General features: G+C 72.4%; 20 protein-coding genes. 12 read left to right on the top strand and 8 right to left on the bottom strand.

Annotation, left to right across the window (positions count from 1 at the left end):
* The first annotated feature begins 232 nt into the window (after window positions 1-232).
* Both OG520_RS06600 and OG520_RS06595 read left to right on the top strand, forming a co-directional pair.
* Entirely contained in the window at window positions 233-1,411 is a 1,179-nt protein-coding gene (locus OG520_RS06600; protein WP_399329834.1) for a serine/threonine protein kinase, read from the top strand.
* Between the two features lie 9 nt (window positions 1,412-1,420).
* Window positions 1,421-2,173: an HAD family hydrolase gene (locus OG520_RS06595; RefSeq protein WP_399329833.1), complete on the top strand. Its 753-nt coding sequence runs from the start codon at window positions 1,421-1,423 to the stop codon at window positions 2,171-2,173.
* Here OG520_RS06595 and OG520_RS06590 read toward each other — a convergent pair.
* Window positions 2,121-3,590, bottom strand: coding sequence for a N,N-dimethylformamidase beta subunit family domain-containing protein (locus tag OG520_RS06590; RefSeq protein ID WP_406012521.1), 1,470 nt, complete (start codon window positions 3,588-3,590; stop codon window positions 2,121-2,123). The genes OG520_RS06595 and OG520_RS06590 overlap by 53 nt on opposite strands.
* Before the next feature lie 167 nt (window positions 3,591-3,757).
* Between OG520_RS06590 and OG520_RS06585 the strand changes: the two genes are divergently transcribed.
* Together OG520_RS06585 and OG520_RS06580 are read left to right on the top strand one after the other, a co-directional pair.
* Entirely contained in the window at window positions 3,758-4,618 is an 861-nt protein-coding gene (locus OG520_RS06585; protein WP_406012520.1) for a class I SAM-dependent methyltransferase, read from the top strand.
* Between the two features lie 9 nt (window positions 4,619-4,627).
* Window positions 4,628-5,389, top strand: coding sequence for a GNAT family N-acetyltransferase (locus OG520_RS06580; protein WP_406012519.1), 762 nt, complete (start codon window positions 4,628-4,630; stop codon window positions 5,387-5,389).
* Here the strand turns inward: OG520_RS06580 and OG520_RS06575 are convergent.
* From OG520_RS06575 to OG520_RS06565, 3 genes are all read right to left on the bottom strand, one after another.
* Window positions 5,386-6,492: a hypothetical protein gene (locus OG520_RS06575; RefSeq protein WP_406012518.1), complete on the bottom strand. Its 1,107-nt coding sequence runs from the start codon at window positions 6,490-6,492 to the stop codon at window positions 5,386-5,388. The genes OG520_RS06580 and OG520_RS06575 overlap by 4 nt on opposite strands.
* Before the next feature lie 85 nt (window positions 6,493-6,577).
* Window positions 6,578-6,838: a hypothetical protein gene (locus tag OG520_RS06570; protein WP_399329828.1), complete on the bottom strand. Its 261-nt coding sequence runs from the start codon at window positions 6,836-6,838 to the stop codon at window positions 6,578-6,580.
* A gap of 155 nt (window positions 6,839-6,993) precedes the next feature.
* A complete protein-coding gene (locus tag OG520_RS06565) occupies window positions 6,994-7,347 on the bottom strand; it encodes a DUF6204 family protein (protein WP_266429264.1) in 354 nt (117 codons plus the stop codon).
* 255 nt (window positions 7,348-7,602) lie between these two features.
* Here OG520_RS06565 and OG520_RS06560 point away from each other — a divergent pair, with 255 nt between their 5' ends.
* The gene (locus tag OG520_RS06560) at window positions 7,603-9,573 is read left to right on the top strand and encodes a DUF5107 domain-containing protein (protein WP_406012517.1); all 1,971 of its coding nucleotides are present in this window, start codon (window positions 7,603-7,605) and stop codon (window positions 9,571-9,573) included.
* 51 nt (window positions 9,574-9,624) lie between these two features.
* Here the strand turns inward: OG520_RS06560 and OG520_RS06555 are convergent, their stop codons facing one another.
* Window positions 9,625-9,990, bottom strand: a complete 366-nt coding sequence (locus OG520_RS06555) for a VOC family protein (protein ID WP_406012516.1) — start codon at window positions 9,988-9,990, stop codon at window positions 9,625-9,627.
* Between the two features lie 434 nt (window positions 9,991-10,424).
* The gene (locus OG520_RS06550) at window positions 10,425-11,234 is read right to left on the bottom strand and encodes a methyltransferase domain-containing protein (RefSeq protein ID WP_406012515.1); all 810 of its coding nucleotides are present in this window, start codon (window positions 11,232-11,234) and stop codon (window positions 10,425-10,427) included.
* Between the two features lie 180 nt (window positions 11,235-11,414).
* On the opposite strand from OG520_RS06550, the gene OG520_RS06545 reads away from it, so the two are divergent.
* The 4 genes from OG520_RS06545 (at window position 11,415) to OG520_RS06530 (ending at window position 15,399) form a co-directional block, all read left to right on the top strand.
* Window positions 11,415-11,999, top strand: coding sequence for a TIGR03086 family metal-binding protein (locus OG520_RS06545; protein WP_406012514.1), 585 nt, complete (start codon window positions 11,415-11,417; stop codon window positions 11,997-11,999).
* A 71-nt stretch (window positions 12,000-12,070) separates the two neighbouring features.
* The gene (locus OG520_RS06540) at window positions 12,071-12,922 is read left to right on the top strand and encodes an SMP-30/gluconolactonase/LRE family protein (RefSeq protein WP_406012513.1); all 852 of its coding nucleotides are present in this window, start codon (window positions 12,071-12,073) and stop codon (window positions 12,920-12,922) included.
* 133 nt (window positions 12,923-13,055) lie between these two features.
* Window positions 13,056-14,315, top strand: coding sequence for an aminotransferase class I/II-fold pyridoxal phosphate-dependent enzyme (locus tag OG520_RS06535; RefSeq protein ID WP_406012512.1), 1,260 nt, complete (start codon window positions 13,056-13,058; stop codon window positions 14,313-14,315).
* Window positions 14,316-14,340: 25 nt separating this feature from the next.
* Window positions 14,341-15,399: an MBL fold metallo-hydrolase gene (locus OG520_RS06530; RefSeq protein WP_406012511.1), complete on the top strand. Its 1,059-nt coding sequence runs from the start codon at window positions 14,341-14,343 to the stop codon at window positions 15,397-15,399.
* On the opposite strand, the gene OG520_RS06525 is transcribed toward OG520_RS06530, so the two are convergent.
* The gene (locus tag OG520_RS06525) at window positions 15,389-16,009 is read right to left on the bottom strand and encodes a DedA family protein (protein WP_406012510.1); all 621 of its coding nucleotides are present in this window, start codon (window positions 16,007-16,009) and stop codon (window positions 15,389-15,391) included. The two genes, OG520_RS06530 and OG520_RS06525, sit on opposite strands and share 11 nt — an antisense overlap.
* Window positions 16,006-16,788, bottom strand: a complete 783-nt coding sequence (locus tag OG520_RS06520; RefSeq protein ID WP_399329820.1) for an MBL fold metallo-hydrolase — start codon at window positions 16,786-16,788, stop codon at window positions 16,006-16,008. The genes OG520_RS06525 and OG520_RS06520 overlap by 4 nt, the downstream gene beginning before the upstream one ends.
* 378 nt (window positions 16,789-17,166) lie before the next feature.
* Between OG520_RS06520 and OG520_RS06515 the strand changes: the two genes are divergently transcribed.
* The 3 genes from OG520_RS06515 (at window position 17,167) to ligA (ending at window position 22,081) form a co-directional block, all read left to right on the top strand.
* The gene (locus tag OG520_RS06515; protein WP_399329819.1) at window positions 17,167-17,580 is read left to right on the top strand and encodes a hypothetical protein; all 414 of its coding nucleotides are present in this window, start codon (window positions 17,167-17,169) and stop codon (window positions 17,578-17,580) included.
* 140 nt (window positions 17,581-17,720) lie between these two features.
* The gene (locus tag OG520_RS06510; protein ID WP_406016431.1) at window positions 17,721-19,781 is read left to right on the top strand and encodes a phage holin family protein; all 2,061 of its coding nucleotides are present in this window, start codon (window positions 17,721-17,723) and stop codon (window positions 19,779-19,781) included.
* 200 nt (window positions 19,782-19,981) lie between these two features.
* Window positions 19,982-22,081 carry an NAD-dependent DNA ligase LigA gene (gene ligA, locus OG520_RS06505; RefSeq protein WP_406012509.1) on the top strand — a complete coding sequence of 700 codons (2,100 nt, stop codon included), beginning with the start codon at window positions 19,982-19,984 and terminating at the stop codon, window positions 22,079-22,081.
* Window positions 22,082-22,117 lie beyond the last annotated feature (36 nt).

Here is a 22,117-nt window from a genome sequence, read left to right as displayed (position 1 = left end):
CCGCGACACGGAGTTTCGGCCGGAAGACGGTGGTGTGCTTCCCGCGAAGGGCCCAGCGTTCCCGTGCTGCGCTGGGCCGATGCCATGCGGTGACCGAGGAATGGGGGCCGTAGTCAAGCCACGTTGACGCGAATGGCACGATGGGTAGCCGAGTGGCTCTTGACGGTGATGGTGCGGTACCCGCAGTTTTGGCCCCTGCGGCACTCCACGACCCCGATCGAAGGGCTTGTACGTGACCGAGCAGAGGACCACCGTGTCCGACACCTCCACCCCCGCCGGCTCCGAGCGCCCCGTACGGGTCAATGCCTGGAACGGCTGGGACCCCCTGCGGCATGTGATCGTCGGCCGTGCGGAGGGCACCGTGGTGCAGGCCCCCGAACACGCGGTGCGCCGCGACTACCCCGACGACGGCTTCCCGCTGGGGACGTACGGCCCCATGCCGGCGGACATGGTGGCCGAGGCCGAGCAGCAGCTCGACGACTTCTCGGACATGCTGCGGCGGCGCGGCATCCGGGTGGACCGTCCCACCCCGATCGACTTCGCCCGGGAGGTGTCCACGCCGGAGTGGACGCACGACTCGATGTTCGGCTGCATGCCGCCCCGGGACCTGCTGCTCACGGTCGGCAACGAGGTCCTCGAAGCGACCATGTCGTACCGCAGCCGCTGGTTCGAGTACCTGTGCTACCGGCCGGTGCTCCAGGGCCTGTTCGACGCCGACGACCGGATGCGCTGGGAGGCCGCGCCCAAGCCGCGGCTCACCGACGCCTCCTACAAGACCGGGTTCTGGGACACGTACAACGACCTGCCGACCGAGGAGCAGCTGGCCCGGGTCCGCGACTACGACCTGGTGCTCACCGAGGCGGAGCCGCTCTTCGACGCCGCGGACGTGGCACGGTTCGGCAAGGACCTCTTCGTGCAGCTGTCGTTCGTCACCAACAGGAGCGGCTACGAGTGGCTGCGCCGCCACTTCCCCGACCACCGGGTGCACGCGGTGACCTCGACCAACACACATCCGCTGCACATCGACGCGACCTGGGTGCCGCTGCGGCCGGGCCTCGTGCTGCACTGCGGGGAGCGACTCGCGGACGCCGAGCTGATGGAGTTCTTCAAGCTCAACGACTGGGAGATCGTGGAGGCAGTGCAGCCGGCCAGCTGGGATCATCCGCCGAAGCTGTCCTTCTGCAGTCCGTGGCTCGCCGGGAACATGCTGAACCTCGACCAGAACACGCTGTGCGTGGAGGAGAAGGAGGTGCGGCTGGCCGAGCAGCTGTCCTCGTACGGGTTCGAGATCGTGCCAGTGCCGTTCCGGGCGGTCGGGCCGTTCGGCGGCGGGCTGCACTGTGCGACCGTCGACATCGAGCGGGACGGCACCCTGGAGGACTACTTCCCGCACCGGTACGGCCGGTTCTAGGCGAATCCCGTGGTGGTGACGGACAAGATCGGCGCGGTCGTCCTCGACTTCTACGGGACGCTCGTACGGATGGTGGAGCCGCTGCCGCCGGACCACCGCGGCATCTTCGCCCGCCGGGGCCTGGCGGCCCAGGGCGAACTCTGGGGTGACCAGTGGTCGGTGGGCCCCGGCGAGGGCGAGGAGCACGCGACGCACTCGGTCGACGAGACGGCGTACGTGACGTGGGAGCGCGACCGGCTGCGGCGCCGTGCGCGGACCTGCGGTGTGCCGGAGGCCGAGCTCGGCGGTCTGGTCGCCGAGCTCGACCGGGCGATGAAGGCGGTCCGGCTCGACCTGTACCCGGACGTGCCCGGGGTGCTCGCGGAGCTGCGGGCACGGGGTCTGCTGATCGGGGTGTGCTCCAACTGGTTCTGGAATCTGGAGGAGTGCGTCGCGGCGGTGGGGATCGGCGGGGCCGTGGACGTGGTGGTGGGCTCCGCGCGGGCGGGGGCCCGCAAGCCGCATCCGCTGATCTACCGCACGCTGGTGGAGCGTTGCGCGCTGCCGGCGGACCGGGTGCTGTTCGTCGGGGACATGTGGGTGCCCGACGTGCTCGGTCCGCTGGCGGCGGGGATGCGGGCGGTGCACCTGTGGCGGCCCGACCGGGCGGTGGAAGGTGTCGCGCCGCCCCTGCCGGAGGGGGCGGCGCGGATCACCGGTCTGCACGAGCTCATCCCGGCAGCGGACTCCGGTGGCGGAGACGGTCGAGGACGTTCCGGGTGACGCGGACGACGGCCGGGTCCTGTTCGTTTCCGCAGACCACGGGCCAGTCCGTGGTGCCCGCGGCGAAGACGGTGCCGCCGGCGGTGTAGAGGCCCATGGTGGCGGCGCGGGGGCTGCTGATGGTCGGTTCGCGCACGGGGCCGTTCCAATGTCCCCACTTGAAGTGATGGAAATCCTCGTGCACCGGTTCGAGGATGTGAATTCCGAGAATGAGGAAGGAGTCCGGAGTTCCGTCCTCTCCGGTCGCGCGGGCGATTCCGTCCGTGTCGTAGGAGAACGCGGCGCCGTCGCATTCGTATCCGATGAGAGGTGTACCGGCTCCCAGCCGGTCCGGGGTTCCCCCGTCGGATCCGTCGCGCAATCCGGTGCCTTCGTAGACCCAGTGATCCGCGTGCTGCACGGTGTATCCGAAGCGGGGGCGGTCACCGGGCCATTCAGTGGCGGGCCACATTCCACCGTTTCGGAAACTCACTCCGGTCAGTGTGTTCTCCGGCCTGCCGACCCCGTCGGGCACGGGCGCCCACCACTGGTCGGTGGCGGGCAGATGAGGATATTCCTCGCCGACGTGATGATCGGTGTCGGAGACGAAAGCGGTGTTCCCGTCAGTCGGGTGCACCCGCCACCAGCAGGTGTTGGCACTGAGAAAGGCGATGTTCCCGCCGTCGCGGACGAATCGCTCCGCGTGGGTGCGCATCGCCGCGCTCCAGTATTCGTCGTGGCCGACGCTGAGGAGGAGGTCGTACGAGGAGAGCAGACCGGCGTCCTCGTGCAGATCGAGGTCGGTGCAGTACTCGACGGGGTAGCCGTGGCGTTCCAGCCAGGCGATGAAGGGCGCATCCCAGTAGGCGAGGTCGACAACGCCCCCCGGGCGGTGGAGGCTGACCTTGTGACCTCGGGGTTCACCGTCGCCGCCGGCCCGGTGGACGGGGTGGTCGTAGAGGCTGACGGCACGTTCCAGACCGGGCCGGTCGGAGCGGTTGTAGGCGTGCCGGGTGAAGGCGGACTTCTTGTAGAGGATGCGGGAGCGGCTGCCGGGGACGCGGGGGCGTACGACGAAGAACTCCCGGCCATGCCCTTCGAGCTGCTCCGTGCCGAGGAGCGGAGGATTCCCGGGGCGGTCCGGGCCGCATTCGACGAATTCGACCAGATGGATTCCCGGCTGCCAGTCCTCCGGTACGGGAAGGGCGAGCGGCGGCCAATTCCAGTCGTCGGCGGGCGAAGCGCGCCCGGGTAATCCGCCGGGATGGTCGGGTGGGGTGTGCTGGGTGCCCGGATAATCCTTGGATTCCCCGACGGGTATGAGTTCCCTGCCGAGCCGGTAGAAACGAAGACGGAACCGGGGGGCGTCGGTGGAGACATGGAGTGTCACTTCCCCGCCGACGGTGACGCTTTCACGCCCGAGATATCCCTCAATCATGCCGCTCATGCTAGGCAGCCGCCGTGCGGACGACAACGGTGCCGTCAACCGGCCATTCCATCCTCTGTTTTCGGACACGGCGGGTGGGGCGAGAATCTCTGTCCCTTCTCCCGGGTAGGGGGAATCCGGAAAAGGCGCGGCCGTCCGTCGACCGGTGAGGGGCTCGCATGAGCGATGAATTCCGCGGTGAATTCCGTGTACGGGAACTGGTGCTGGGGATCGAGGGGCTCGCGCTGCTGCGCCACGCCGTGGACGGTGACGAGGCGTTCCTCCGGGAGCGGGTGGCCGACATACGCCGCTTCGCCCTCGACGAGGAGAAGCTTCCGGACGGCGGGGCCCTGGTCAGCGAGCTCGACGCGGCGGCGGGCTATGCGTCCTGGTCGGCGGTGTACGACTCGCTGCCCAGCTCGTACATCGAGGTGGAGGAACCGGTCGTCCGCACGATCCTGGACGGCCTCGCACCCGGAACGGCGCTGGACGCCGCCTGCGGCACAGGCCGGCAGACCCGGGAGCTGACCGCTCGGGGGCACCGCGTGATCGGCGTCGACCAGTCGCCGCACATGATCGAGAAGGCCCGCGAACGCACCCCGGGCGCCGAGTACCGCGTGGGACACCTGGAAAGTCTGCCGCTCGACGACGACTCCGTCGATCTCGCCGCCTGCTCGCTGGCCATGACGCACCTTCCGGACCTCGCCCCCGCCGTGGCGGAGCTGGCCCGGGTGGTCCGGCCGGGCGGGCGGATCGTCGTCACGGACATGCACCCGTTCGTGATCGCGCTCCAGGGACAGTGTCTCTTCGTGCACGGCTCCGAGAAGCTCGCCTTCGTCCGCAACCACGTCCATCTGCCCGGCCGCTACCTGGAGGCGTTCGGGCGCGCGGGGCTGCGGGTGCGCGGCTGCCACGAGCCGTTGTTCAACGGGCGTCTCGCGCCCGGCGGATACGAGGAGTTCATCGCGGACGCGGCCCGTGCCGCCTGGGACGGTCTTCCGATCGTCGTCGTCTGGGACGTCGAGGTCCCCACCCGGTAAGGAGGTTCCATGGCCCTGGAACTGGTTCGTCACTCGGAACGGCCCGAGCTGTGGGACCGCATCCCCGAGCGGTTCGCCGGCGTGGTGCCCGAGTACAACCTGCACGGAGACATCAACGGCGACTACTGGAACCGGCTGTTCGACGACTTCCCGGAGTTCCAGTTCGTCCTGTACGACGACGAGCACGACACGATCGCCGGCGCCGGCCGCTCGCTGCCCCGCACCTGGGACGGCACCGCGGCGGACCTCGGTCCGGGCCTGGACGACTCGATCGCGCGGGCCTTCGCGGACCGCGACGCCGGGCGCGCCCCGGACGCGCTGTGCGCGCTGGGCATCGAGGTCGCCGAGGACCATCAGGGCCGGGGGCTGTCCAAGGTGCTGCTCGACGCGATGTCGGACACGGCACGGCGCGCCGGTCTCGCGACGGTCCTGGTACCGGTGCGTCCCACCTGGAAGGAGCGGTATCCGCTGGTGCCGATCGAGCGGTACGCGGCGTGGACCCGGGACGACGGGACCCCGTTCGACCCATGGATCCGGACCCAGGTGGGTGCGGGCGGCACCCTCGCGGCGGCGTCCGGGCGTTCCTCCCGGATCACGGGGACGGTCGCCGAGTGGGAGAGCTGGACGGGCCTCGCCTTCCCGGAGGACGGGGAGTACGTCTTCCCCGGCGGCCTCGCGCCGCTCCGTGTCGACCGGGCGCGGGACCTGGCCGCGTACTGGGAGCCCGGAGTATGGATCACGCACCGGACCGGGGGCCGACGAGCCGGTTAGGCGAGACCTTCTCCCGCGTGGACAGCGGTCCACGCGAACGCGGCCATCGCGCGGACCTCGTCCGGGCCCGCCTCGGGGCGGCGTTCGGGCGGGAGTCCGGCGGGTCCGGCAGTGGCGACGGCGGAGTGCCGCAACCGGTCGAGTGCGTCCGCGGGCACGCTGCCCGGCAGCGGTCCCAGACCGCGGGAGGCGTGCGCCGCCTGCCGTCCGAGCAGCAGGCAGTGGGTCCACAGCTCCTTCGCGAACGCGCGGCCGAAGGTCCGGGCCACCTCGGCCCCGAGGTCCTCCGGCAGATGCGCGGCCCGCGCGGCGCGGACCGTGTCCTCCGTGAGGCCGGTCGCGGGCAGGGCGTCCCGCCAGCGGTGGTGGCCGCGCCCGCCGTCGGCGCCGTGCTCCTGTCCGACGAGCCGGATGTAGCCCTCGCCGTACCGCATGTACGGGATCCAGCCCGGCTCCTCCAGTACGCGGCCCCGGTCCAGCAGGGGCACGGCGTCCGAGGCGGGGGTGGGACAGACGGCGAGACGGATGCCCTGGGCGGCATGGTCGTTGATGCTGGTCGTCCCGATGTGCTCGACGATGTTCGGTACGGCGAGCAGGCTCATCCGGCCGTGTCCGCGGAAGAAAACGGAGAGCAGTTCGTCGTCATGGCGTTCGGCGCTGTCACGGGCGTACGCGCGGAAGGCGGCGGCGCTCTTCGCCGGCAGGCAGACGGCGAGGGACGGCGTGAACTCGTCGGGGACGGCCCGTACCCAGGAGGCACCGGCGAGGGCGGCGAGGCGGGCGGCGGCACCGTTGCGCGCGTGCCAGTTGGTGTAGAAGACCAGTGCCTCGTCGGGGAACCGGGTGGCGGCCCGGGTGACGATCTCCAGGAGCTCGGCGGGGGCGTCGACGTCGTCCTGGACGACGAGGTGGTGGCTGGCCTCCGGGCCTGCAGCCGACCAGGCGACGAGGGCGGTGCGCAGGGCGGAGGGCGGTCCCTCCGGGGCAGGGTCGAGGGCGAGGCCGTCGAGCCGCAGCCGGTCGGCGAGGTCCTGGGCCTGAGCGAGGCGTACGGGGTGGGTCATGACGGCCGAACTCACGTGGGGCTTGGTCACCTTGGTCACACTGCGCTCCTCGGCAGGGGTGGTCGTCGGTCATGGTCGCAGAGCGCGGACCGAAGAACCTCGGTGTACCGGGAGTTTGGCCGGATCAGTAGCGGTGGCGGCTGTTCCAGTGGGAACGGGCGACCGGCTCACCGTCGGTGGAAAACCGTACGGCGCGGTGGTGGCGGGGACCAGGGGCGTTGTCGCCGGGCGAGTCCGGGGACCGGTGGCCGCGAAGGAGCAGGAAGGCGGCGACGAGCCAGCACAGACCGATGACGACATCGGCGTACACGACGACGGCGAGCGGCGGGGCGGTGAGGCTGTGCACGGCCGCCACCGCGAGGGCCGCGAGGCCGGTCCCGGCCATGAGTAACAGGCGCCTCAGGGTTCGCCGCACTGTGAGCACCTCTCGTCCGCCGTACCACTTCCACCCAGTGAACGGCAGGCGTTCGCGCCGTGTGACGGTCCATTCCGGCCAGGCTGTTTCCGCCACGTCGAGAGGCGCTCACCGCGTCACACCCGCTACGCCGCCCCCGAGCCGCGCCGGCCCTTGTGGTTGATCTTCATCGTGTCCATGTCGGTCACCGTGGACCGCAGCGCGCCATGGCCGTAGCCCTGTTCGTTCAGGTAGGTCTCCGCGCGGTCCTCGGCGATGGCGGCCGCCATCTCCTCGCCGTCGTCGGCGTCGGAGACGACCTCGTACCGGAAGCTGAAGTGCTTGAGCACACGGTCGTACGCGAGCGAGCCCTCCTCGGTGAACTGCATCGCGCTCAGGCCGTGTGCGTCCACTTCGGACAGCAGCCGGTCGCGGGCCCCGTCCGTCAGGCCGTCCCAGGTGCCGCGCACGATCACTCGGTAGGTGTGCTGCGTGCTCATCGTGTCCCGCTCCGCGTTCCGTACGTGTGTGCCGCATCGGCCACTGCTCTTGAACCGTCGGGGGCCAAGGTTACGGCGGCACGGGCGGGTCGCATCCGAATTATCGGGCGGCACCGGAGGCGGGCCGCGGGCCGTCCCTGCGGTCTTTGCCGAAGTCTGGCGGCAATGCCCCTGGCCGGGGCGTTGTCCAGCGTGTTCCATGGTCATCGGGGGCGCCCGGACCTGCGGCGGCCCGTGCGAGGGAGTGAGGTTGCCTTGGCCACGACCGTACGACGCGCTGTACTGACTCTGCCCGCCGCACCACTGGGCCCGGAGAATCCGCTGCCCGCGCTGCGGGCGCTCGACGAGATGCATGTGGTCGACGAACGCGACCGGGCCGCACTGCCACGTGACATGGCACGCCAGATCGGCTATCGGCCACTGGCCACCGTGCTGCCGGTGCGCATCCTCGACGGGTACCGGCGTGAGCGCACCCCCACCGGACTCGACGCGATCGTCATCGAGAACGACCGGCTGCGGGCCACCGTCCTGCCCGGACTCGGCGGCCGCATCCACTCCCTCCACCACAAGCCGACCGGCCGCGAACTGCTCTACACCAACCCCGTGTTCCAGCCCGCCGACTTCGCGCTCAACGGCGCCTGGTTCTCCGGCGGCATCGAGTGGAACATCGGCGCCACGGGCCACACCACGCTGTCCTGCGCCCCGCTCCACGCGGCCCGCGTGCCCGCGCCCGACGGGGGCGAGATGGTCCGCCTCTGGGAGTGGGAGCGGCTGCGCGACCTGCCGTTCCAGGTGGATCTCTGGCTGCCCGAGGACTCCGACTTCCTGCACGTCGGCGTACGGATCCGCAATCCCCACGAGCACACCGCACCCGTGTACTGGTGGTCCAACATCGCCGTGCCCGAGGGCGAACGCACCCGCGTCCTGGCCCCCGCCGACGAGGCGTGGCACTTCGGGTACCAACGGACCCTGACCCGGGTTCCGGTGCCCGTGGCCGGCTCCGTCGACCGTACGTACCCGCTGCGCGGCGACTTCCCCGCCGACTACTTCTACGAGGTGCCCGACGGCGCCCGCCGCTGGATAGCCTCGCTCGACCAGGACGGCCACGGGCTCGTCCAGACGTCGACCGACCTGCTGCGCGGCCGGAAGCTGTTCCTCTGGGGCAGCGGCGCGGGCGGGCGGCGCTGGCAGGAGTGGCTCACCGAGCCCGGCACCGTCGGATACGCCGAGATCCAGGCCGGACTGGCCCGCACCCAGCTGGAGCACGTCCCCCTCGAACCGGGTGCCGAGTTCAGCTGGCTGGAGTCGTACGGGCCGCTGTCCGCGGACCCGCTCGCCGTGCACGGCGAGGACTGGGCGGCGGCCCGCGCCGAGACCGAACAGCGGCTCGCCGAGGCGCTGTCGCGCACCGACGTCGAGGCCGCCTACGCCGCCTGGCGCCCCTGCGCCGACACCGAACCCGGCGAGTCGCTCGCCACCGGCTCGGGCTGGGGCGCGCTGGAGGTCCGGCGGGGCAAGTACGAGCTTCCCGGCACACCGTTCGCCGACGCCACCCTCGGTGAACAGCAGCGGTCCTGGCTGGAGTTGCTGGACCAGGGCACCTTTCCCGAGCCGAGCGGGGCGATCCCGCCCGGCCCCTCCCTGGTCTCCCCGCACTGGCGCGACATGCTGGAGACGGCTCCCGCCGAACCCCTCACCGAGTACCACCTGGGCGTCGCCCAGTGGCACGCCGGTGACCGCGCCCAGGCGGTCCGCAGCTGGGAGCGCGGACTGGCTCTCGCCCCCTCGCGCTGGCCGCTGCTGCGGTGCCTCGCCGTCGCCGCCGAAGAGGGCTGCCAGTGGGACCGGGCCGCGGACCTCTACGGCGAGGCGTTCGACGACCTGTGCGCGGAACGCCGCGACGACGGCGAGGCCTGGACGGCGGCCACGGCGGCGCTGGGCCGGGAGGCGATGGAAGCGCTGCTGACGGCCGGGCGCCCGGCAGCGGTCCGGGCCGTATGGGCCGCCCTGCCTCCGGCGGTCCGGCAGCGTGGCCGGTTCCGCCTGCTGGAGGCACGGCTGCTGATCGCCGAGGGCGACCTGACCGCCGCCCGGACCGTCTTCGACGAGGGCTTCGAGGTCGAGGATCTGCGCGAGGGCGCGGAGATCCTGGACGAGGTATGGGCCATGCTCACGGACGAACCGTTGCCCGATGCGTACAACTACCGGATGCGCCCCAAGAGTTGAGGGGGACTGTCCGCCCCGGCCGCCCTTGCCCGCGCCGGTCCGGGTCCGCTCTCAGCGGCCCGGTCCGGACGGCAGGGTCCGGTCGACGTACTCGAAGACCGAACCGTCCGGGTGCACGGCGATCAGGTTGCGGCCGACCGGCGTCGGTACCGGCCCGGCGAGGATCCGGGCACCGACGCGGGCGAGGGTGGCGTGCGCGTCGTCGATGTCCTTGACCGCGATCGTCGCCGTCACCTTGCGCAGGATCTCCAGCTCCGCCTCCGGGCCGCTCATCAGGAGGAAGCAGCTGATCGCGGCGACCGAGACCCCGCCGCGCTCGAAGCGGAGCGCCGAGCTGCCCGTGAGGTCCTCGTAGAAGGCCACCGCGGCCTCCAGGTCGTCGACGCAGATGCGGAGCGTGGTTCCCAGAATGTCCATGCGCACAAGGGTAGTTGGCGGCACATCGGCGCGTGATCGATTCGGGGAGGGGTGTGGCGGAGCCCGCGGTCACGGCCGCCGGGAGGGCCGCGGAGTCCGCCGCGGGCTCTGAGCCTGTCGGGTGACCTCCGACCGGGCGGCCACGCCCTGGCATGCACGCTTCCCGCGTTGTCGTCGGTCGCCAACGCTCCGCGTTGACTCCCTCCTCCGCCTTGGAATCGCACGCACCAGACCGCGTCCGCTATCCGATCCGAGGTCACCCGACAGGCTCTGAGTCTGTCGGGTGACCTCCGACCGGGCGGCCACGCCCTGGCATGCACGCTTCCCGCGTTGTCGTCGGTCGCCAACGCTCCGCGTTGACTCCCTCCTCCGCCTTGGAATCGCACGCACCAGACCGCGTCCGCTTTTCCGATCCGAGGTCACCCGACAGGCTCTCAGGCCCGGCAGAGCACCTCGCCGTGCGGGACCATGAACCAGGCGTCGTCCCGCGTGCCCCACTCGCGCCACGCGGCGGCGATCCCCGCCAAGTCCTCGGCGCCGGCACGGCCGCCGGCGGTGGCCATCTCCGCGTACGCCGGGCCGACCGTGCGGTCCGCCCACATGCCGCTCCACCAGGCCCTGCTCTCCGGGGTGGCGAAACACCAGTTGGCGGCGGTCGGGGTGATGTCGGTGAAGCCGGCCCGGCGGGCCCAGGAGAGCAGCCGGCGGCCCGCGTCCGGCTCGCCGCCGTTGGCTCGGGCGACCCGGCGGTACAGGTCCAGCCAGCCGTCCAGGCCGGGAACCTCCGGGTACCAGGCCATCGCCGCGTAGTCGCTGTCGCGGGCCGCGACGACGCCGCCGGGGCGGCAGACGCGTCGCATCTCGCGCAGTGCCTGCACCGGGTCGCCCACGTGCTGGAGCACCTGGTGGGCATGGACGACATCGAAGGAGTCGTCGGGAAAGTCCAGGGCGTGCACGTCGGCGGTGGTGAACTCGACGTTGTCCAGCCCGCGTTCGGCCGCGACGCCCGCCGCCTGGGACAGGATCTCCTCGGTGATGTCGACGGCGGTCACCCGGCCGGGAGCGACCAGCGCGGCCAGGTCCGCGGTGATGGTGCCGGGGCCGCAACCGATGTCCAGCACGGTCAGGCCGGGGCGGAGCTCGTCGATCAGATAGGCCGCGGAATTGGCGGCGGTGCGCCATCGGTGCGAGCGCAGCACCGCCTCGTGGTGGCCGTGGGTGTAGACGGCGGTCTCCTTCGGCATGGCCGTGCATCCTTTCTCGGAACGCGGCTGGAAACGTCTCGGGATGCGACGGAGACGTGAGCCGCGAAGCGCTGATCGGTACCGTCACCGTACGCCGCGGTGTCGAATGATGAGATGCGCGTCTTGCTATGCGGACGAGTTGCGTTCGCGTCCCGGCTCCGGGCCGGGGAGAGTGAACGCATGGCATCCGTCTCCGCAAGTGAACTCCTCGACCGCCACGGCGAGGCGCTCCGGCTCTTCACCGACCGGGTGCGCGCGGTGCGCGAGGACCAGTGGTCCGCACCGACTCCGTGCACCGAGTGGACCGTCCGTGAGCTGGTCGCCCATCTCACCTCCGAACAGCTCTGGGTGGTGCCGCTGGTCACCGGGGGCCGCACCGTCACCGATGTCGGTGACGCCTTCGACGGCGATGTGCTGGGCGACGACCCCGTGACCGCCTGGGACCGGGCGGCGGACGGGGCGCGCAGGGCGTTCGAGGCGCCGGGCGCCCTGGGGCGGACGGTGAACCTCTCGTACGGGGACAGCGCCGCCGACGCCTACTGCGCGCAGATGGTGGCCGACGCCGTGGTCCACGGCTGGGACCTGTCCCGGGCGATCGGTGCCGACGAGCGGCTGCCCGCCCGGCTGGTCGAGTTCGCGCGTCGCGAGGTCGGACCGTACGCGAAGGACCTCTCGCAGAGCGGTCTGTTCGCCGCACCCCTCGACACCGCGGCGGACGCCGACCCGCAGACGCGGCTGCTCGCACTGCTCGGCCGCCGCGCCTGAGGTCACCCGCGGCCGGGTGGCGTTGTCGGGCCATTAGTGTGGGTTCGATATTCCGGTCACGAGAGGCAGAAGTGAACGCACCGTATCTGGACGTGGCCGTACATGAGCAGGCCGAACTCGGCGAGGGCCCGACCTGGGACCCGGTCGCCGGCCGGCTGATCTGGGTCGACATCGTCTCCGCGCGCGTGCACACCTACGACCCGGTGAGCGGCCGCCGCACGGTGATGGCGACCGAACAGCACGTCGGGGCGGCCAAGCCGCGCACCGGCGGCGGACTCGTGGTCAATCTGCGCGACGGCATCGGCCTGTACGACCCGGACGGCGCCTTCCGCTGGCTGGTCCACGACCCGGAGCCGGGCCGGCGCGGCAACGACGCGGCGGTCGCGCCGGACGGGGCACTGTGGGCGGGCACCATGCGCTACGACGGAGCCGCCGACGGAGGCAGCCTCACCCGCGTCGCGGCCGACGGCGCGGTGACCCCCGTGCTGCCCGCCGTGGCATGCTCCAACGGCATCGGGTGGAGCCCGGACGGCCGGCTGATGTACTTCATCGACACACCCACGCGCCGGATCGACGTCTTCGACTTCGACGGCGAACACGCCGTGAACCGGCGCCCGTTCGCCACCGTCGAGGACGGCGCGGGATTCCCCGACGGGCTGACGGTCGACGCCGGAGGTGCCGTCTGGGTCGCCCTGTGGGACGGTGCGGCGGTGCGCCGGTACACGGCCGACGGCGCCCTGGACCGGATCGTCGCACTGCCGGTACGGCGCCCGACCGCCTGCGCCTTCGGCGGCAGCGACCTGAGCGACCTCTACATCTCGACGGCCCGCACGGGGCTCGCCGCCCCGCACCCGCTGTCCGGATCGCTGCTGGTGCTGCCGGACGCGGGGCGCGGAATGCCCCAGGCGGCCTTCGCGGGCTGATCCCGCCTCACCTGCCGGTCACCGCCGCGCCCGCCGTTCCGTCGGCGGGCGCGGTCGGTCGAACCCTCGTATAAAGGGCCCTGAGTGCGAGACGACGCGACAGGGCGACGGGGCGGCGGCGAAGGAGGCCCGGATGGCGCGGCAGCGGACCGAGCGGGCCGGACGTACGGAGGGCGGCGCGCGCTCCGTACGCGAGGACCGGGGCCCCGTCCGGTACGGGCCGCCCGCCCCGGACCCCGGTCTGCCCGTGCTGCCCGAACTCGCCGAGGTGCTCGCCTCGGCGGCGGGCCGCAGCGAACCCGAGCCGACCGGTGGCAGCGAGGCCCTGCGCGAGGCCGCGACCGCCTACTGGGAGCGGCGCGGACTCCGCGGCGGCCCGGAGCACGTCGCCGCGGCCCCGGGCGCCTCCCCGCTGCTGCTCGCGCTGATCGCCGCGCACGGCGGCGACGTGCTCATGCCGCGCCCCTGCCCGGCCACCTGGATCCCGCAGGCCCGGCTGCTCGGCAGGCCCGCCTACCATGTGCCGACCCCGGCCGAGTGCGGTGGCGTACCCGATCCGTACGCGCTCCTGGAGACCGTGCGGAGGGTGCGCGCCGAGGGCGGCAGGCCCCGGCTGCTGCTGATCTCCGTCGTCGACGACCCGACCGCCACCGTCGCCCCGCCGGAGCTGGTGCGCGAGGCGTGCGAGGCGGCGGTCGCCGAGGGGCTGCACGTCATCAGCGACGAGACCTGGCGCGACACCCTGCACCGGCCGCACGACACGGTCCTGCTCAGCCCGGCCGAGATGTGCCCCGACGATGTCACGGTCGTCTGCGATCTCGCCGGTGCGCTGACCCCGTCGGCCTGGCCGGTCGCGGTCGCCCGGTTCCCGGACACCGAACGGGCGGCGGTGCGCCACGCCCGTACGCTCGACATCCTCACCGCGCTCGGCGCGCTCGTCGCGCGGCCGGTCGCCATGGCCGCGGCCCACGCGCTGCGCGAACCGGACGCCGTGACGGACCGGGTCCGCCGGGCCGCCGCGCTCCAGGCCCGGGTCGCCGCCGCGGCCCACCGCGCGGTCCTGGCGTCGGGCGCGCTGGCCAGGCCCCCGCAGGCGGGCCGGCATCTCTACGCCGATCTCGGCCCGCTCAGATCACGGCTGGCGGGCCGCGGTGTCACGGACTCGCTGGAGCTGGAGGAGTACCTGACGGAACGTCTCGGCGCACCGACGCCGGGCGGGCACCGGTTCGGCGACGAACTGGGGGCGCTGCGCGTACGGCTGGGCACCGGGACGCTGCTCGGGTCGACCCCGGAACAGCAGATGGAGTCCCTCACCGCTGTGGCGCCCCTGGAATTGCCGCATGTGGCCGAAGCCCTGAGCATTTTCGGAACGGCCCTCGACGAACTCCGATGAGGAACTGCGAGACGGGAGTCTCTGGATGACGGAACAGACCGAGCGCTCCCGCACCGGGACCACGCAGCCGCTCCACGTATCTCGCGGCAGGATCGTCGGACCGCGCCCGCTCGGCGAGGTCCGGGTCTGGCCCAGGAGCTTCGCCGACCGGCTCACCGCGCCGCTACCGAGTGTCATGAGCATGTCCCGGCTGGCCCGTGAGCACGCCCTGCGGCCCAACGCGGAAGGACTGCGCGACGTCCACCGCCTCCCCTACGCCCCCGAACCCCTGCCGGCCGTCCCCACCGGCAGCACGTCCCTCACCTGGGCCGGGCACGCCAGCTGGATCATCCGCACCGGCGGGCTGACCGTCCTCACCGACCCCGTCTGGTCCCGCCGCATCCTCGGGACGCCGGCCAGGATCACGCCGGTCGGTGTCCGCTGGGAGGACCTGCCGCCCGTGGACGCCGTCGTCATCAGCCACAACCACTACGACCACCTCGACGCCCCCACCCTGCGCAGACTGCCCAAGGACACCCCGATCTTCGTCCCCGCCGGGCTCGGCCGCTGGTGCCGCCGTCGCCGCTTCACCTGCGTCACCGAACTCGACTGGTGGGAATCGGCCGAGCTCGACAGGGTCCGCTTCGACTTCGTACCGGCCCACCACTGGTCCAAGCGCACCCTCACCGACACCTGCCACTCCCTGTGGGGCGGCTGGATCATCGGCACCCCCGGCCCCGGCGGACAGCGGATCCACTTCGCCGGGGACACCGGGTACGGGCACTGGTTCGGCGAGATCGGCAGCCGGTACCCCGGGATCGACCTGACCCTCCTGCCGATCGGGGCGTACGAACCGCGCTGGTGGCTCGGCGACGTGCACACCGATCCCGAGCAGGCCGTGCAGGCCTACGAGGATCTCGGCGCCCGCGCGATGGCGCCGATGCACTGGGCCACCTTCCTGCTCTCCGCGGAACCCGTACTCGAACCGCTGACCCGGCTGCGCACCGCCTGGCAGCGGGCCGGACACCCCCGGGCACTGCTCTGGGACCTGCCGATCGGTGCCTCGCGCGTACTGGAGCCGGCACCCCGCACGATCAGTGGCTGAACCGGGCCCGCGCCTTCCGCCACACCGCGGGCAGCCCGCTGATCAGCAGCGTCAGACCCACCGCCGCGACCACTCCCTGCCACGGCTCGGGGAAGAGCGAACCGCCCAGAATGCCGATCAGCTGGTACGTCGCCGCCCACGCCAGACAGGCCGGCACATCGCCACGGGCGAACCGGCGCAGCGGCATCCGGCCCAGCAGGCAGGCCAGCATCACCGGGATCCGCCCCGCGGGCACCAGCCTGGACAGCACCAGCACCGCCGCACCGTGCTCGTCCAGCTTCTGCTGGGCCTGCGCCAGCCGCTCCGGGGCGGCCCGGTCGCGGATCGTCCGCAGCCACTTCGAACCGTTCTTCGACCGCACTCCGCGCTGACCGAGCCAGTACAGGCAGATGTCCCCGAGGAACGCCGCGGCCGAGGCCACCGCGAAGGCGATCAGCAGCGAGAACGGCGACGACTGGTGCAGCGCCACCACCGCGGCCGAACTCACCAGCGCACCCGTCGGCACCACCGGCACCAGCGCACCCAGTGCCACCAGCAGGAACAGGGACGGATAGCCGACCGCCTGCTGCGTCGACTCCGGGGGCAGCTGCCCCACGACCTGCTGTATCACCTGGCGGCCTCCGGCCGCACATGCTCACCGTGGGACAGCCGGTGCACGGACACCTCCGGCGCCAGCAGCGCCGCCTTGCGGACGAACTCGTCACCCGGTGAGTGGAACTCGTGCGGCCTGATCCCGTCCATGCCGATCGGCCAGTACGTGCCGTAGTGCACCGGCACGGCCGACCGCGGCGCCAGCCGGGCCAGCGCCTGCGCCGCCCGGCCCGCGTCCAGATGGCTGTGGCCCAGATACGGGCCCCAGCCGCCCACCGGCAGCAGCGCCACGTCCACCGGGCCGACCGCCTGCGCCATGTCGTCGAAGAGCCCCGTGTCACCGGCGAAGTACGTCCGCGCCTCGCCCTCGACCACGAAGCCGAGCGCGGGGGAGCGCTGCGGGCCCATCGGCAGGCGCCTGCCGTCGTGCATCGCCGGAACCGCCCTCACCCGCACCTCGCCGACCCGGACCTCGTCGCCCGGGGCCACCTCGGTGATCCGCAGCCCGCGTGCCGAGCGCAGCACCCGCAGCCCCGGCACGGAGCGCACCGCACCCAGCGGCACGACCAGCCTGCTGCCGGGGGCGAGCCTCGCCAGGGACGGCAGATGCAGATGGTCGGAGTGCAGATGCGAGACCAGCACGACATCGGCGACCGCCGCCTCGGGGCCGGGCAGCTCACCCCGCCGGCGGCGCAGATGCGCGAAGCGCCGCGCGAAGAGCGGATCGGTCAGCACCCGGACCCCGGAGTCCTCGATGGTGCAGGTGGCATGACCCCACCAGGTGACTTCCACCGGCACGCGACGCCTCCTCGTTCCCGGGCTCCTCGGTTCCGGCCCCGGCATCGAGCCTAAGGGCTGAGCCGGGTCAGGGGCGCACAGGTGTTCCGGGCCCGTGCTCCGCACTCCCGCCCTCCCGGAACGCGCCTTCTTGCGCGGGGGTCCGGACGGTAGGGTCGCCGGTACGCCCGGGGTCTTTTGTTTGGATCAGGCCGTATCAGGGAGTGGGGTCTGGTGCGTGCGACCGCAAGGCGGAGGAGGGAGTCGACGCGGAGCGTCGGCGACCGACGACAACGCGGAGGGGGGTCCCCCTGGCCCTTAAGGCCTTGGGGGAGTGCGTGCCAGGCCCCAGGAGCCCGGCATGATTCAAACGAGAGGCCCTAACACGGGGGGACGGCCATGGGGGACGTGACGGACGTACGGGTGGCGGCCATCGCCAGCCTCACACCGCTCGAAGAGCTCGACAGCGATCCGTTCCTCGTGGACACCCGCAGCCAGCACGACATGTGCGCCCGCTGGGCCGCGGACAAGGGATACGTCGTCACCCGGCAGCTGCGGCTCTACGGACTGCGCCCCGACCACCACGCCCTGTGGACCGATGTCGAGAGCGGCGACGTCGAACTGTTCGTCGCCGCCCACGACCGCGTGCTGGCGCGGGCGCTCACCTCGGTGCCGGAGTTCGCCGCGGAGTGCGAGCGGCGCGGCGTGCGGCTGGAGATCGCGGGGCTGGACGAGCCGCCGTACAACGCCCGTACGAAGGCGAGCGTGCACCGCAGACTCTCCATGCCGACCGCCGGTTACGACGGCTGCTGACCCGACCGCCGACCGCTGTGGCCGGTGGCCCGCGGGCCCACTGTGGAAAGCTGGGGGGCCAGGGCCCGGAACGGCGGGGTCCGGATGTGAGGTGGAACGGCGTGGACGACGGGCGATGGCGAACAGCCGGCAGCGCCCTGATGCGAGTGGTCCTGGTGTGGGCGGTCTCGACGCTCACGATGCTGGCGCTCGCCGGGATTCTGCCGGACTTCCAGCTCCAGTCGGACGACGGCGACAGCATAACCAAGACCGCGTTCACCGCGGCCTGGGGTGCCGGCGCGTTCGGTCTGCTCTCCGCACTGGTCTGGCCCGTCCTGGTGAGGGCGCTGCTCATCGTGCCCGCGCTGGTGCTCGGGCTGCTCGTCTTCTTCCTGAACGGCTCGCTGCTGCTGCTCGCCCTGCGGCTCATCCCGGACGGTCGCGGTGCCGCCGACCCGCAGACGGCCGTCGTCGTCGCGGCCGTGATGTCCGCCGTCGCCTCGGCGACCTCCACCGCGCTCGCCGTCCGCGACGACAACGCCTACCGGCGCAGGCTCTCCCGGCTGGCCGTCCGCCGCCGACGGCGCAGCGGTGCGGACAGCGGGCGCAGCGGACCGCCGGGCACCGTCTTCATCCAGCTCGACGGCGTCGGCCATGATGTGCTCGCCCGCGCCGCCGACGAGGGCCTGATGCCGACCGTCGCGCAGTGGCTGGCGGACAAGGAGGGGCACCGGCTCACCCCGTGGCGCACCGACTGGTCCAGCCAGACCGGGGCCAGCCAGCTCGGCATCCTGCACGGCAGCAACCACGACGTCCCCGCCTTCCGCTGGTACGAGAAGGAGACCGGCGACGTCATGGTCTCCAGCAGACCCGCGAGCGCCCTCGAACTCCAGCGCAGAGCCATCGCGCGCACCCACGACGGCGGGCTGCTCACGCTGGACGGCGCCAGCCGCGGCAACCTCTTCAGCGGCGGCGCCGACCAGCTGGCGCTCGTCCTGTCCATGGCGGCCCGGTTCGGCAAGGGCCGCCGCTCCAGGGCCGGGTACTTCGCGTACTTCTCCGACCCGGCCAACGCCGTACGCACCGCGCTGTCGTTCGTCGCCGAGGTCTGCCGCGAGATCGGCCAGTCGACCCGGGCGCGGATGCGGAAGGTCACGCCCAGGATCAAGCGGGGCGGGCTGTACCCCTTCATCCGGGCCTTCGCGACCGTCGTCGAACGCGATGTGGTGGTCGCCGCCGTCATCGGGGACATGTTCGCCGGCCGCACCGCCGTCTACGCCGACCTGGTCGCCTACGACGAGGTGGCGCACCACTCCGGACCGAACAGCCGCGACGCGGAGAAGGTGCTCGCGCGCCTGGACCGCTCGCTCGCGCTGATCGCCAAGGTCGCCGAGCACACCCCGCGCACCTACCGGATCGTGCTGCTCTCCGACCACGGACAGAGCCCCGGGGAGACCTTCGCCGGGGCGTACGGGCTGACCCTCAAGGACCTGGTGCGGGCGGGCTGCGGGCTGCCCGTGCCCCGACGGGCGCAGCGCACCCGCAGCGCCTCGGAGGCGCGTGACGCGGTACGGATCGCCCTGCACCGGCCGGTCGACGAGGGCGCGGCGGAACACCTCGCGAAGCCGTCCGACCCCGTGGTCCTCGCCTCCGGGAACCTCGGCCTGATCTCCTTCCCCGACATCGGGGGACGCGCCTCGCGCGAACAGCTCGACCGCAGCCACCCCGCCCTGCTCGGCACCCTCGCCAACCACCCCGGCATCGGCTTCCTGCTGGTCCGCAGCGAGCGCCACGGATCGGTGGTGCTGGGCCGCGGCGGAACGGAGATCCCGGTCTCGGAGCTGGTCGACGGGGAAGGTCCGCTGGCCCCGTTCGGCCCCGGCGCGGCTGCGGCGGTGCGGCGGACGGACACGTTCCCGCACGTCGCCGACATCATGGTCAACTCGATGTACGACGGCACCACGGGCTGTGTGCACGCCTTCGAGGAGCAGATCGGCTCGCACGGCGGTCTGGGCGGCGAGCAGTCCCGCCCGTTCCTGCTGTGGCCGGCCGCTCTGTCCGCGCCGGTGGCACCGGACACGGAGCTGGTCGGTGCCGAACAGGTGCACACGGTGCTGCGGCGCTGGCTGCGGGAGTGTCCCGGTCCGCAGATCCCGCTGTCGGCGCCCGGTGCGGTGGGTGGCGCGGACGAAGTGGACGGCACGGTCCAGGCGGCCGGCTGAGGGGCTGTCGGGTGACCTCGGATCGGAAAAGCGGACGCGGTCTGGTGCGTGCGATTCCAAGGCGGAGGAGGGAGGCGACGCGGAGCGTCGTCGACCGACGACAACGCGGGAAGCGCGCGTGCCAGGGCGTGGCCGCCCGGTCCGAGGTCACCCGACAGCCTCTGAGGGGCGTTGTCAGTGGTGGGCGGCAGGATGGGGGCATGACGAACTCAGCTGTTGTGCTCGCCGATAGCGCCGCCTACGCCGCCGCGGTCGAAGAAGCGTCGCAGGCCGCCGCCGCGTACTACGCCACGGGCGAGAGCACGCTCGACGACGACGCCTACGACCGGCTGGTGCGGGGGGTCGCGGCCTACGAGCAGGAGCACCCGCAGGAGGTGCTGGACGCCTCCCCGACCGGCAAGGTGGCGGGCGGCGCCGCGACCGGCGACGTGCCGCACACGGTGCCGATGCTGTCGCTGGACAATGTGTTCTCGGCCGAACAGTTCGTCACCTGGACGGCATCGCTGGAACGCCGGATCGGCCGGCCCGTCGCGGCATGGAGCGTGGAGCCCAAGCTCGACGGACTGGCCGTCGCGGCGCGCTACCGGGCGGGCCGCCTGGAGCAGCTGATCACCCGCGGCGACGGCACCGCGGGCGAGGACGTCTCGCATGCGATCGGCACCGTGGTGGGCCTGCCCGAGCAGCTCGCCGAACCGGTGACGATCGAGATGCGCGGTGAGATCCTCATGACGACCGAGCAGTTCGAGCAGGCCAACGCCGTGCGCACCGAACACGGCGGCGCCCCCTTCGCCAACCCGAGGAACGGCGCGGCGGGCACCCTCCGCGCCAAGGACCGCGCGTACACGGTGGAGATGACGTTCTTCGCCTACGGCGCCCTGCCGCTGCCCGACTCCGGCGAGCTGGCCGACACCCTCGCCGAACTCCCGCACAGCGAGGTCCTCGCCCACGTCGCCCGGCTCGGCGTGCACACCGCGGCGGACACGGACGTGGCGCCGCGCACCGTCACCACCGTCGAGGAGGTGCAGAGCAGGGTCGAGGAAGTCGCCGCCCTGCGCGCCTCGTTGCCGTTCGGCATCGACGGCATCGTGATCAAGGCCGATCTCGCGGCCGATCAGCGCGAGGCCGGATCCGGGAGCAGGGCGCCGCGCTGGGCCATCGCCCACAAGCTCCCGGCCGTCGAGAAGGTCACCCGGCTCCTCGGCGTCGAATGGAACGTGGGGCGGACCGGCATCATCGCGCCGCGCGCCGTGCTGGAGCCGGTCGAGATCGACGGCTCGACCGTCAGCTACGCCACACTGCACAACCCCGCCGACATCACCCGCCGCGATCTGCGCCTGGGCGACCGGGTGATGGTCTACAAGGCGGGCGACATCATTCCCCGTATCGAGGCCCCCGTCGCCCATCTGCGGACCGGTGACGAGAAGCCGATCGACTTCCCCGAGGCATGCCCGCAGTGCGGCTCCGAGATAGACACCAGCGAGCAGCGCTGGCGCTGTGTCCGGGGCCGCGACTGCCGGCTCGTCGCCTCCATCTCGTACGCGGCGGGCCGCGACCAGCTCGACATCGAGGGCCTCGGCGGGACCCGCGTCGTCCAGCTCGTCGACGCCGGTCTGGTGACCGACTTCGCCGACCTCTTCACCCTCGACCGCGAGCAGTTGCTCGGCCTGGAGCGGATGGGCGAGACCAGCACCGACAATCTCCTGTCCGCCATCGGGACGGCACGGACCCAGCCGCTCTCCCGGGTCTTCTGCGCGCTGGGGGTACGCGGCACCGGGCGCTCCATGTCGCGGCGGATCGCCCGGTACTTCGCGGACATGGACCGCATCAGGGCGGCCGACGCCGAGGAGCTCCAGCGGGTCGACGGCATCGGCAAGGAGAAGGCCGCGGGCGTCGTCGCGGAGCTGGTGGACCTGGCCCCGCTGATCGAGAAGCTGGTGGCCGCCGGGGTCAACATGACGGAGCCCGGCGCCACGCCGCCGCCCCCGCCGGGGGAGGAGGGCGGGGATGCGGCCGCCGCCGCGGACGGGGAAGGCACCGGTCTGCCGCTGGACGGGATGACCGTGGTGGTCACCGGAGCCATGACCGGCGCCCTGGAGAAGCTCTCGCGGAACGAGATGAACGAGCTGATCGAGCGGGCCGGCGGGAAGTCCTCGTCCAGCGTCTCCAAGCGCACCTCGCTCCTGGTCGCCGGGGAGAAGGCCGGATCCAAGCGCACCAAGGCGGAGGACCTCGGCGTCCGGATCGCCGCGCCGGACGAGTTCGCCGAACTGGTCGCCGTGTTCCTGCCGTCGGAGGTCTGAGGCACGACGGAGGCCGCCCGGGGCCTGTCCGACCCC

The organism is Streptomyces sp. NBC_00984 (assembly GCF_045162475.1).
Lineage (GTDB): Bacteria > Actinomycetota > Actinomycetes > Streptomycetales > Streptomycetaceae > Streptomyces.
Note: the sequence above shows the minus strand (reverse complement) of the source record. Positions and strands in the feature narration are given on the sequence as shown.

Coding starts and splice junctions, on each gene's coding strand:
- OG520_RS06565 (WP_266429264.1), bottom strand. CDS start 7,347: ATGAGCACGCAGCACACCTACCGAGTGATCGTGCGCGGCACCTGGGAC.
- OG520_RS06550 (WP_406012515.1), bottom strand. CDS start 11,234: ATGCCGAAGGAGACCGCCGTCTACACCCACGGCCACCACGAGGCGGTG.
- OG520_RS06590 (WP_406012521.1), bottom strand. CDS start 3,590: ATGATTGAGGGATATCTCGGGCGTGAAAGCGTCACCGTCGGCGGGGAA.
- ligA (WP_406012509.1), top strand. CDS start 19,982: ATGACGAACTCAGCTGTTGTGCTCGCCGATAGCGCCGCCTACGCCGCC.
- OG520_RS06515 (WP_399329819.1), top strand. CDS start 17,167: ATGGGGGACGTGACGGACGTACGGGTGGCGGCCATCGCCAGCCTCACA.
- OG520_RS06570 (WP_399329828.1), bottom strand. CDS start 6,838: ATGGCCGGGACCGGCCTCGCGGCCCTCGCGGTGGCGGCCGTGCACAGC.
- OG520_RS06580 (WP_406012519.1), top strand. CDS start 4,628: ATGGCCCTGGAACTGGTTCGTCACTCGGAACGGCCCGAGCTGTGGGAC.
- OG520_RS06585 (WP_406012520.1), top strand. CDS start 3,758: ATGAGCGATGAATTCCGCGGTGAATTCCGTGTACGGGAACTGGTGCTG.
- OG520_RS06510 (WP_406016431.1), top strand. CDS start 17,721: ATGCGAGTGGTCCTGGTGTGGGCGGTCTCGACGCTCACGATGCTGGCG.
- OG520_RS06530 (WP_406012511.1), top strand. CDS start 14,341: ATGACGGAACAGACCGAGCGCTCCCGCACCGGGACCACGCAGCCGCTC.
- OG520_RS06535 (WP_406012512.1), top strand. CDS start 13,056: ATGGCGCGGCAGCGGACCGAGCGGGCCGGACGTACGGAGGGCGGCGCG.
- OG520_RS06555 (WP_406012516.1), bottom strand. CDS start 9,990: ATGGACATTCTGGGAACCACGCTCCGCATCTGCGTCGACGACCTGGAG.
- OG520_RS06545 (WP_406012514.1), top strand. CDS start 11,415: ATGGCATCCGTCTCCGCAAGTGAACTCCTCGACCGCCACGGCGAGGCG.